The sequence below is a fragment of the Enterobacteriaceae endosymbiont of Donacia bicoloricornis genome, from assembly GCF_012567955.1.
Taxonomy (GTDB): domain Bacteria; phylum Pseudomonadota; class Gammaproteobacteria; order Enterobacterales; family Enterobacteriaceae.
In genome coordinates this window covers 403919-415643 of the sequence record NZ_CP046186.1, presented here as the reverse complement: position 1 = coordinate 415643, position 11725 = coordinate 403919, and the positions used below count along the sequence as shown (strand labels likewise).

At 19.6% G+C, this 11725-nt stretch carries 10 protein-coding genes and 1 pseudogene; 4 read left to right on the top strand and 7 right to left on the bottom strand.

Going from position 1 to position 11725, the window contains the following annotated elements; translation table 11 throughout:
* Together GJU03_RS02045 and recD are read left to right on the top strand one after the other, a co-directional pair.
* Positions 1–558 (top strand): annotated as a pseudogene (locus GJU03_RS02045) (exodeoxyribonuclease V subunit beta); the annotation flags it as partial.
* Positions 559–588: 30 nt separating this feature from the next.
* Positions 589–2460 carry an exodeoxyribonuclease V subunit alpha gene (gene recD, locus GJU03_RS02040; protein WP_168919016.1) on the top strand — a complete coding sequence of 624 codons (1872 nt, stop codon included), beginning with the start codon at positions 589–591 and terminating at the stop codon, positions 2458–2460.
* Positions 2461–2476: 16 nt separating this feature from the next.
* On the opposite strand, the gene rplS is transcribed toward recD, so the two are convergent.
* The 5 genes from rplS to GJU03_RS02015 are packed head-to-tail and all read right to left on the bottom strand — an operon-like array spanning position 2477 to position 5810.
* Positions 2477–2833, bottom strand: coding sequence for a 50S ribosomal protein L19 (gene rplS / locus GJU03_RS02035; protein ID WP_168919015.1), 357 nt, complete (start codon positions 2831–2833; stop codon positions 2477–2479).
* 15 nt (positions 2834–2848) lie between these two features.
* Positions 2849–3610 (bottom strand): tRNA (guanosine(37)-N1)-methyltransferase TrmD, encoded by a 762-nt coding sequence (gene trmD / locus GJU03_RS02030; RefSeq protein WP_168919014.1) that lies wholly within the window; start codon positions 3608–3610, stop codon positions 2849–2851.
* A gap of 37 nt (positions 3611–3647) precedes the next feature.
* Positions 3648–4172, bottom strand: coding sequence for a ribosome maturation factor RimM (rimM, locus tag GJU03_RS02025; RefSeq protein WP_168919013.1), 525 nt, complete (start codon positions 4170–4172; stop codon positions 3648–3650).
* 16 nt (positions 4173–4188) lie between these two features.
* Positions 4189–4428 carry a 30S ribosomal protein S16 gene (gene rpsP, locus GJU03_RS02020; RefSeq protein ID WP_168919012.1) on the bottom strand — a complete coding sequence of 80 codons (240 nt, stop codon included), beginning with the start codon at positions 4426–4428 and terminating at the stop codon, positions 4189–4191.
* 8 nt (positions 4429–4436) lie between these two features.
* Positions 4437–5810 (bottom strand): signal recognition particle protein, encoded by a 1374-nt coding sequence (locus GJU03_RS02015; protein ID WP_168919011.1) that lies wholly within the window; start codon positions 5808–5810, stop codon positions 4437–4439.
* 112 nt (positions 5811–5922) lie between these two features.
* Between GJU03_RS02015 and GJU03_RS02010 the strand changes: the two genes are divergently transcribed.
* Both GJU03_RS02010 and GJU03_RS02005 read left to right on the top strand, forming a co-directional pair.
* Positions 5923–6669 (top strand): Nif3-like dinuclear metal center hexameric protein, encoded by a 747-nt coding sequence (locus tag GJU03_RS02010; protein ID WP_168919064.1) that lies wholly within the window; start codon positions 5923–5925, stop codon positions 6667–6669.
* Positions 6670–6790: 121 nt separating this feature from the next.
* Positions 6791–8179 (top strand): basic amino acid/polyamine antiporter, encoded by a 1389-nt coding sequence (locus tag GJU03_RS02005; RefSeq protein ID WP_168919010.1) that lies wholly within the window; start codon positions 6791–6793, stop codon positions 8177–8179.
* Between the two features lie 63 nt (positions 8180–8242).
* On the opposite strand, the gene nrdB is transcribed toward GJU03_RS02005, so the two are convergent.
* Positions 8243–9373 (bottom strand): class Ia ribonucleoside-diphosphate reductase subunit beta, encoded by a 1131-nt coding sequence (gene nrdB / locus GJU03_RS02000; protein ID WP_168919009.1) that lies wholly within the window; start codon positions 9371–9373, stop codon positions 8243–8245.
* A gap of 31 nt (positions 9374–9404) precedes the next feature.
* Positions 9405–11687, bottom strand: coding sequence for a class 1a ribonucleoside-diphosphate reductase subunit alpha (gene nrdA, locus GJU03_RS01995; protein WP_168919008.1), 2283 nt, complete (start codon positions 11685–11687; stop codon positions 9405–9407).
* Positions 11688–11725: the final 38 nt, after the last annotated feature.

Here is an 11725-nt window from a genome sequence, read left to right as displayed (position 1 = left end):
ATGTTAACTAATTGGTTTAATAACATTCTAAAAAAATCAATAAGTAATAAAAATATTATTTTAAATAAAATAAGTAATAAAAATAAAAAAACAGAATTTAAATTTTATTTATCCATAAAAAAAATATTTTCTTCTACAAAATATAATAATCTTATAAACAAATATGATAAATTGTCATATAATTTATCTAAATTAAAATTTAAAGTAATAGAAGGATTTTTATCAGGTATAATTGACTTAATTTTTTTATGGGAGAATAAATATTATATTATAGATTATAAATCAACTTGGTTAGGTAATAATTATAAAGATTATACTAAAAAATATATTGAAAATGATATATGTTTAAATCGTTATGATATACAATATCAAATTTATTCTTTAGCTTTACATAAATATTTACAATATCGTATTACTAATTATAATTATAAAAAACATTTCGGAGGTATAATATATTTATATATTAGAGGTATTAATAGTAAAAAGAATCAGGATGGTATTTGGACAACAAAACCATCTTTAAAATTAATTAACAAATTAAATAAATTTTTTATTTAAATTTATTTTAAAAATATTAAAATCAAATATATGCAATATTTCTTTAAAAAACTATGTGAAATAGGTGTTATTAGATTAACTGATTTTTATTTTGCATCTATATTAACTTCAAAAAAACAAAAATTTTTAAAATATTCAATTGCATTACTTAGTAATAGTATTAGTAAAGGTAATGTTTGTTTACCAATATCTAAATTATATTTAGATATAAAGATTAAAAATCAAAAAAATACATTTTTTATAAAAAAAATAAAAGAAATAAATCAAATTACAAATTGGAAAAAAATATTACTTTTAAATACAGAAATTATTAATAATGGTAATTATATTACCCCTATTATTTTAGAAAATAATTGTCTTTATTTACATAAAATATGGAATGAAGAAAATATAATAGTAGAAAATTTTATTAAAAATAATGTAATATTAATAGATCAAAAAAAAATTAAAAATATATTAAAAATTTTATTTATTAATGAAAATAAAAATACTTCTTTAGAAAAACAGGCTATTTGTGCGGCTTTAACACATAGAATTAGTATTATTAATGGGTCGCCTGGAACTGGTAAAACTAGTATAGTATCTAAAATTATTTTTACATTTATTAAAATTTTTAATAATCCTTTAAAAATTAAAATTGCAGCAACCACTGGAAAAGCTTCTGCAAGATTAACTCAATCTGTAAATTATTTTTTTAAAAAAATATCTTTAAATTTAATAAATAAAAATGAAAAAAAAAACATTCCTAGTAAAGGAACAACTATACATAATTTATTAAAAATAAAAATTTATACTAAAGAAACTTCATATAATGATAAAAATACATTAGATTTAGATCTATTAATAATAGATGAAGCATCTATGATTGATTTTAATCTAATGTCTATTATTCTAAAAGCTTTATCTAAAAAAACTAAATTAGTATTATTAGGAGATGAATATCAATTACCTCCAATAGAGGGTGGTAATATGTTTAAGGATTTATGTTATTTTAAAAAATTTTTTTTTACAAAAAAATATTTTAAATGGTTAAATATTATAAATAATAATAAAGTAAAAAAAAATTATAATATTCCAAGTTTTTTTTTTCGAAATTTTATAACTGTATTAAAATATAATTTTAGATATTTAAATAATTCTGGTATTAATAAATTAGCTTTAATAATTAAAAAAGGGGAAATTAAGAAAATTAAAAAACTATTTTTATCAAAAAAATATAAAGATATCAATTTAATTGATGTCATAAATGACAAACAATATAAATTAATGATTAATTCATTTATTCATGAGTATAAAAAATACTTTATATTTTTACAAAAAAGTAATAACCATAATGATATTTTACAAAAATTTAATTGTTATCAAATAATATGTGCAATTAAACACGGTTTATTTGGTACAAAAATGATTAACAATATTATAGAAAAAGAATTATTTAATGAGAAAATTTTAATAAATAATATTACATATCATAATTGGTACATAGGAAGACCTATTATTATTACTCAAAATAGTAATTTTTTAAACTTATTTAATGGAGATATTGGAATTACTTTTTTTGATAAAAATGATAAAAAACTAAAAATAAAATTTTTATTAGCTAATGGGAAATATCAAATAATTTCTATTAAAAATTTACCTCCTTATAATATAGCTTATGCAATAACTACACATAAAGCTCAAGGTTCAGAATTTCAAAAAATATCATTGGTACTACCAAATAAACTTTATCCTATTTTAACTAGAGAATTAATTTATACTGCCATTACAAGAGCTAAAAAAAAAATAAATATTTACAGTCATAAATTAATTTTTTATAAAGCAATTAAATTAAAAATTAAAAGATTTTCTAATATTAAAAGAAAAATATTTCATTATATGAAAAAAATTATTTATAAATAATTTTTTTAAAAAAAAATTAAGATAATCTTTCTTTAATTCTAGCTGCTTTACCTGTTAATTTACGTAAATAATATAATTTTGATTTTCTTACGTGACCTATTTTTTTAACTTTAATCGAATTAATTATTTTAGAATATAAAGGAAAAATACGTTCCACACCAATACCATTAGACAATTTTCTAATTGTAAAAGAACAATTAAAACTATTTTTTTTAACTAAAGAAATTACAATACCTTCAAAAGTTTGAAGTCTTTTTTTTGTTCCTTCAATAACCCAAATTTTTATTTTTAATGTATCTCCCACCCTAAAAGTAGGAAATTTATTATAATTTTTTAATTGTTCTTTTTCTACATAAGAAATTATGTTATTCATTTTTACTCCATAATATTACTTATTTTTTAAATAAGATTTTTTAAAATTTTGAAATAAAACTTTTTCTTTTTTTGTTAGTTTTTTTTTTTTGAATAAATCAGGTCTTTTTATCCAAGTTATTCCTAAAGATTGTTGTAATTTCCATTCTTTTATTTTTTTATGATCTCCTGATAGCAATATGGAAGGTACAATATTTTTTTTTTTTAAATTTGTTAATATTTTAGGATTAGTATAATTAGGAGCATCTAATAAACCATTATTAAAAAAAGAATCAGTATTACAAGACGATATATTATTTAATACACCAGGTATTTGTCTTACTAATATATCTAATAATACCATCGCTGGTAATTCACCCCCACTAAGAATATAATCACCAATTGATATTTCTTCATCTACAAAATTATCAATAACACGTTCATCTATACCTTTATATCTTCCACAAATAAATATCATTTGATGATATGATATTAATTTTTTTATATAAGAAATATTAATTTGTTTACCTTGGGGAGATAAATAAATTATTTTAACATTCTTTTTCATTTCTAATTTTGCTTTATAAATAGATTTTATTAGGGGTTCTGCTTTCAATATTACACCTCCTCCACCCCCATAAATATTAGAATCTATTTTATTAAATTTATTTCTTATAAAATCTCTAGGATTCCAAAAACTAATATTTAGTAATTTTTTTTTTATACTTTTATTAATTAAGCCATATTTTATAACTGTTTTAAACATTTCTGGAAATAAAGTAATAATACTAATCCACATAATTATTATTTTTTTGTTATTTTATTTTAAAAATAAACTATAAACTCCAATTTACTTTAATAATATTATTAATTAAGTCTACGTCTCTAATTATATTAGGTTCAATAAAAGGAATAAATATTTTTTTTTTTATATATAAATTATTAGATTGAATAATAAGTATATCATATAATTTTGTTGTTACTATATTAGTAACTCTACCTAAATAAATTTTATTATTATTTAATATATAACAACCAATTATATCATTCCAATAATATTCTTTTTTTTTTTTATATTTTATTAATTCATTTTTAAAAATATAAATATGATGATTAACAAATTTATTAGAATCTTTATTTTTAAAAACATTATTTATTTGAACAATAAAATATTTTTTTTTATTTTTATATTTATTAAAATTTATAAAAAAAACATTATTTATATCATTAATAATAAATAATTTTTTATATAAAAAAATACTTTTTTTATTTTCAGTATAAGAAAATAATCTAATCCATCCTTTAACACCATAAACTTTACCAAATTTACCTAAAATTATTTTTTTATTTAGATTATTCATCAATAAACTTATAAATTTATTTTATTAAACTATGTACTCTTTTTGAGAGAACCGCTCCTTTAGATAACCAAAAATCAATTCTATTTTTATTAAATTTTATTATTTTTTCTTTACAATTTTTTTTAGGATTAAAAGGATTAAAATAACCTAATTTTTCTATAAAACGTCCATCTCTAGGATTTCTACTATCAGTAACAATTATTTGATAAAAAGGTTTTTTTTTTATTCCTTTTCTAGATAATCTAATTTTAATCATATTTATTCCTATTTTTTAAAATTAAAAAAATTTTTTACATATCTTATTATTTTATGAATATTATTATTTTTTTTCATTTTTTTATTAATTAATTTCATTTGATTATATTGTTTTAGTATAGCATTTATTTCTAAAATAGAAACTCCTGATCCTAATGATATTCTTTTCTTACGAGAATAATTAATTATATCAACATTTTGTTTTTCTAATTTAGTCATGGATTTCATTATCGTTTTGACATTATTTATAGTTGAATTCTTTATATTCATAATATTCATTATAGAATTTGTAGGATATTGAATATTATTCATTTTCATTTTATTTAAAAAAAAAGAAATATTTTTGTTACCTATTAATTTTATTTGTTCTAATTGTTCTAAAAAATCTTTTAAATCAAATGTTTTTTTATTTTTTAATTTATTAATTATTCTCTGATTTTTTTCTAAATTAATTTTTTTTTTAATATTTTCAATAATAGTTAACTCAGAAGACATACCTATTATTTTAGTAGCGATTATTTCAGGAGAAAATACCATAATATTATTTATTTTTTCTCCATTACCAATAAATTTAATAGGTTTTTTTATAATATATTTTGTAGATAAACAAGCACCTCCTCTAGTATCACTATCTGCTTTAGTTAAAAAAATTCCTGTTATTGGTAATACTTGATCAAATTTTTTAGCAATATTAATTGAATTTTGTCCTGTCATTGCATCAATAACAAATAAAATTTCTATAGGATGTAATAAATTAGAAATATTTTTTATTTCTTGCATCATTTTATTATCAATATGTAATCTTCCTGCTGTATCTATAATTAATAGATCATAAAAGTTAGTTTTAGCATAATTTAGTACTTTTTCAGATATTTTTATTGGTGAAATATTTAAATTTGTATCAAAAAAATTAATTTTAACACTTTGTGCTAAAATTTTTAATTGTTGTATAGCTGCTGGTCTATATATATCTGTTGATGCTACTAAAACTTTTTTTTTATATTTTTTTTTTAAAAAATATGCTAATTTTACGACACTAGTTGTTTTACCTACACCTTGTAATCCAACAAATAATATTATAGCTGGAGGTTGAGTTGCTATATTAATATTTTTATTAGAAGAATCCATTAATTCTATTAAATTTTTATGTATTAATTTTATAAATTCTTGTCCTGGAGTAAAATTATTATTAATTTTTTTACCTATAGCTTCTTTTTTAATTTTATTAATAAAGTCTTTAGTTACTTCTAATGAAACATCAGCTTCTAAAAAATTAATATATATTTTATCTAAAGTATCCTTAATATTTTTTTCTGTTAACCTTCCATAATTTTTAATTTTTAATAATATATTAGATAATTTATTACTTAAACTTTCAAACATTTACTTTCCTCACATAAATTTTATTTTTTTATAAAAAAATATTGTTTTTTTTTTTAAAATTAACTATTAATTTTCTAAGGTTAAAATATAAATTTATTTTATAAATAAAATGATAAAAAATAAAGAATTAGAAATTATTATTAATAATAAATTAAATACTAATATTAGTATACAAGATTATATACCTAACGGATTACAAATAGAAGGTAAAAAATATATAAAAAATATTATAACAGGAGTTAGCGCATGTCAAAAATTATTAGATTTTGCTGTAAAATTAAAAGCAGATGCTATTATAGTTCATCATGGATATTTTTGGAAAAACGAATCTTCAGTAATTAAGGGGGCTAAAAAAAAAAAAATATCTACAATATTAATAAATAATATTAATTTATATAGTTGGCATTTACCTTTAGATCTTAATCAAGAAATAGGAAATAATATTTATTTAGCTAATATTTTAAATATTAATATTAAAGGTAAAATTAATCCTTTTGTTTTTTATGGATATTTAAAAAATAAAATTAGTATAAAAAAATTTCTTTCTATTCTAAAAAAGAAATTAAAAAGGATACCATTACATTTTGGAGAAAATGCTCCAAAAAAAATTTATAAAATTGCTTGGTGTAGTGGAGCAGGACAAAAATTTTTAGAAAAAATTATAAACTATGATATAGATGTTTTTCTTACAGGAGAGGTATCAGAAATGAATTTTCATTTTGCTAATGAAAATAAAATTCATTTTATTAGTGCTGGACATCATGCAACTGAAAAAGGAGGAGTTATTATGTTAGGTAATTGGTTAAAAAAAAAATTTAAATTAAATGTTAATTTTATAAATATAAATAATCCAGTATAAAAAACAATATTTTTTAAAATTTATATATAAAATATTTTTTATATTAATTAAATTTTTAATTTTAATGTAAAGTTAAAAATTAAATAATTAAAATTAATAATTTTCTAAAAAAGGAATTATTTTGAGTAAAAAATTAAATTTAATATCACTTACATCATTGGTTCTTAGTTCTATGTTAGGAGCAGGAATATTTAGTCTACCACAAAATATGGCTATGGTTGCTGGTCCTTTAGCTCTGATAATAGGATGGATTATTACTGGGATTGGAATTATTTTTCTAGCAACAACACTATTATTATTAAATAAATTAAAACCTAATCTTCAAGGAGGAATTTTTTCATATGCAAAAGATGGATTTGGAAATTTAGTTGGTTTTTATTCTGCATGGGGATATTGGTTATGTGCTATTATTGCAAATATTTCTTATTTAGTTATCGTATTTTCTGCTATTAGTTTTTTTATTGATACTCCAAAGCATATTATTTTTAATAATGGTAATACATGGCAATCTATATTAGGAGCATCTATTTTATTATGGTTAATCCATTTTTTATTACTTAATGGTACACAAACAGCATCTATAATTAATACTATTACTACATTATGTAAATTAATACCTTTAGTTATTTTTATATTTTTATCTTTTATTATTTTTAATTTTAAAAAATTTAAAATAGATTTAATGGGATGTTATTTAAATCATTCTCTTTTAAACCAAATTAAAGATACAATGTTAATTACTTTATGGGTATTTATTGGAGTAGAAGGTGCTGTCATTTTGTCATCTAGAGCAAAAAATAAAAATGATGTAGGTAAAGCTACTTTATTAGCAGTAATTATTGCATTATTTATATATTTATTAGTAACTGTACTATCTTTCGGAATTATAAATAGAATAGATTTAGCAAGTATGAAAAATCCTTCAATGGCAGGAATAATGACTGTTTTAATTGGTAAATTTGGTAATTTATTTACTGCAATAGGACTGATTATATCAGTATGTGGATCTTATTTAAGTTGGACTATTATGGCTGCAGAAGTTCCTTGGATTGCTGCTAAAAATAAAATATTTCCTAATATTTTATCTAAACAAAATTGTAATAATACACCATTATATGCTTTATGGTTTACGAATATAAGTATGCAATTATGTTTAATATTAATTTGGATATCTAAAATAGATTATAATAAATTACTAACTATTGCTTCTGAAATGATATTAGTACCTTATTTTTTAGTGGGTGCTTATTTATTAAAAATATCTTTAAAAAAAAATAAATTTAATTTTTTTATAGGATTAGGTTCTTGTTTTTATTCTACTTGGTTATTATATGCAGCAGGATTTTCAAATTTATTATTATCATTAGTATTATATATACCTGGGTTAATATTTTTAATATTAACTAAGATTAATAATCCAAAAATCCTATTTTTGAATAGAATAGAAAAATTTTTTTGTTTTATTTTATTATTAATATCTTTATATTCTTTGTATATTTTAATTAAATAATTAAAAATTAAAATATGACTGTTATCTAATTTAGAAAATAACAGTCATAAAATAATAATAAAATTATAGTTTAAAATTTTTAAATTTTTTAATATCTACTGTAGAATCAATTTGTCCAACTAAATAGGAACTTACTTCTACTTCTTGAGGTGCCATTTGAACATTATCTGATATTAACCAGGAATTAATCCATGGAATAGGATTTTCTTTTATAAGAAATGGACTTTTTAATCCAACTTTTTCCATTCTGATATTAGTAATATATTTAATGTATTTACATAAAATATTTTTATTTAATCCAATCATTGATCCATTACAAAAAAGATATTCTGCCCATTTTTGTTCTTGTATAGATGCATCAAGAAATAATTGATAACATTGTTTTTGGCATTCAATTGCAATTTTTGCCATATCTTTATCTTCTTCTCCTTTTTGCATCATATTTATGATATATTGAGTACCTATTAAATGTAAATATTCATCTCTAGCTATAAATCTAATAATTTTAGCATTACCTTCCATTAATTCTCTTTCTGCAAAAGCAAATGAACATGCAAAACTTACATAAAATCTAATAGCTTCCAAAATATTAACACTCATTAAACATAAATATAATTTTTTTTTTAAATCATATAAATTAATATTAACTTTTTTTTTATTAATTAAAAAATTACCTTCACCAAATAAATGCCAATAATTAGTTGTTTTAATTAATTCATCGTAATATTTAATTATATCATTTGTACGAAGAATAATATTGTTATTAGTAACAATATCATCAAAAATTATTGAAGGATCGTTTACAATATTTCTAATTATATGTGTATATGATCTAGAATGTATTGTTTCAAAAAAAGACCATGTTTCTATCCATGTTTCTAATTCTGGAATAGAGACAAGTGGAAGTAATGCTATATTAGGACTTCTTCCTTGAATTGAATCTAGTAAAGTTTGATATTTTAAGTTACTAATAAATATATGCTTTTCATTTTTTGGTAAATTTTGATAATGAATTTGATCATATGATATATCTATTTCTTCAGGTCTCCAAAAAAAACTTAATTGTTTTTCAATTAAATTCTCAAATATATAATGTTTTTGTTGATCATAACGTGCAATATTTACAGATTGACCAAAAAACATAGGTTCTTTTAATTGATTATTTTTTTTTTTTGAAAAAGTAGTATAACTCATTTAATTATCCGAATAATAAAATTATTTAAAATTAAATTATACAAGATCCATTGAAACATCCATTATCAATTTGTGATATATTTTCATTTTGATTATCTTTAGCACCATCTCTAGTGTTTTGATAATATAAAGTTTTAATACCTAATTTATATGAAATTAATAAATCTTTTAATAATTGTTGCATAGGTATTTTATTTTTCTTAAAACGACTAGGATCATAATTTATATTTGCAGAAATAGATTGATCAATAAATTTTTGCATTATTCCTATCAAATTCAAATATCCATTATTATTAGGTATATTCCATAATAATTCATATTTTTTTTTTAATTTTAAAAATTCAGGTACTACTTGTTTTAAAACTCCATTTTTAGATGTTTTTATACTAATAAATCCTCTAGGAGGCTCAATTCCATTAGTAGCATTTGATATTTGAGAAGAAGTTTCAGATGGCATTAAAGCTGATAAAGTAGAATTACGTAATCCATATTTTTTTATATTTTTTCTTAATTTTTCCCAATTATAATGTAATTTTTCTGTATGAATATTATCGATAAATTTTTTATAAGTATCGATAGGTAATATACCTTTTGAATAATTTGTATCTTTAAATAAAGGACAAGCTCCATTAGTTTTAGCTAAATTATTAGATGCTTTTAATAAAAAAAATTGTAGAGCTTCAAAGGTTCTATGTGTTAGATTATTTGCACTATTATCGGAATAACGTACATTATTTTTTGCTAAATAATATGCAAAATTAATTACTCCTATACCTAATGGTCTACGACCTAAAGCAGAATTTTGTGCAGCAGGTATTAAATATTTTTGATAATCTAATAAACAATTTAAGGCTCTTACTATTAAGTCTGATAAATTTTTTATTTCTTTTAAATTTTTAATTTTTCCTAAATTTATAGCAGCTAAAGTACATAATCCTATTTCACCATTAGGATCATCAATTTTATGTAAAATTTTTGTTGGAAGAGTAATTTCTAAGCAAAGATTGGATTGTCTTATGGGAGCTATATTAGGATTAAATGAAGAATGTGTATTACAGTGATCAACATTTTGAATATATATTCTTCCTGTTGAAGTTCGTTCTTGCATCATTAATGAAAATAAATTTATAGCATTAATTTTTTTCTTTCTAATTTTAATATCTTTTTCATATTTTTTATAAAGATTATTAAATTTTTTTTGATTTGAAAAAAAATATTCATATAAATCAGGCACATCTGAAGGACTAAATAAAGTAATTTTTTCTCCATTAATTAAACGTTGATATAATAATTTATTAATTTGGACTCCATAATCAAGATGTCTTACTCTATTAGTTTCAATTCCTCTATTATTTTTTAAAACTAATAAATTAGTAATTTCTAAATGCCATAAAGGATAAAATAATGTTCCAGCACCTCCACGTACTCCTCCTTGAGAACAAGATTTAATTGCTGTTTGAAAATGTTTATAAAATGGGATACATCCAGTATGTAAAGCTTCTCCATTTCTAATGGCACTACCTACAGCACGAATTCTTCCTGCATTAATACCAATACCTGCTTTTTGAGAAACATATTTTACTATACTGCTAGTAGTAGCATTAATTGAATCAATATTATCTCCACATTCAATTAAAATACATGAACTAAATTGTTTTGTACATGTACGTACACCGGACATAATTGGAGTAGGTAAAGAAATTTTAAACATGGAAATAGCATCATAAAAAGATTTTATATAATTTATTCTTTTATTAGATGGATATTTAGCAAATAAACAAGCTGAAATTAATATATATAAAAATTGTGCACTTTCATAAATTTTACCCGTAATTCTATTTTTAACTAAATATTTTCCCTCTAATTGTTTTACTGCAGCGTATGAAAAATTCATATCACGATTATGATCAATAAAATTTTCCATTAAATCAAAATCTTTTTTAGTATATTCTTCTAAAAGAAATTTATCATATTTTTTCAAAAAAACCATTTTTTTTATATGAATATATAATTTTGGAGGAATAAATTTTCCATATGCCTCTTTTCTTAAATATGAAATAGCTAACCTAGCTGCCATATATTGATAATCAGGATTTTTTTCTGAAATCAAATCTGCAGTAATTTTAATTATAATATTATGAATATTTATTGTGTTAATCCCATTATATAATTGGAAATATAATTGTTTTTTTATTTGTGATAAAGATATTTTTTGTAAATTTTGCGCTGACCGAGATAATAGTAAATTTATTTTATTTATATTTATTAATTCTTTATATCCATTTCTTTTAATAACGAATAAACCTTGTTTCATATATAAAACCTTTTAAAAATAAAAAATATCAATAATAT

Coding starts and splice junctions, on each gene's coding strand:
- recD (WP_168919016.1), top strand. CDS start 589: ATGCAATATTTCTTTAAAAAACTATGTGAAATAGGTGTTATTAGATTA.
- rplS (WP_168919015.1), bottom strand. CDS start 2,833: ATGAATAACATAATTTCTTATGTAGAAAAAGAACAATTAAAAAATTAT.
- trmD (WP_168919014.1), bottom strand. CDS start 3,610: ATGTGGATTAGTATTATTACTTTATTTCCAGAAATGTTTAAAACAGTT.
- rimM (WP_168919013.1), bottom strand. CDS start 4,172: ATGAATAATCTAAATAAAAAAATAATTTTAGGTAAATTTGGTAAAGTT.
- rpsP (WP_168919012.1), bottom strand. CDS start 4,428: ATGATTAAAATTAGATTATCTAGAAAAGGAATAAAAAAAAAACCTTTT.
- GJU03_RS02015 (WP_168919011.1), bottom strand. CDS start 5,810: ATGTTTGAAAGTTTAAGTAATAAATTATCTAATATATTATTAAAAATT.
- nrdB (WP_168919009.1), bottom strand. CDS start 9,373: ATGAGTTATACTACTTTTTCAAAAAAAAAAAATAATCAATTAAAAGAA.
- nrdA (WP_168919008.1), bottom strand. CDS start 11,687: ATGAAACAAGGTTTATTCGTTATTAAAAGAAATGGATATAAAGAATTA.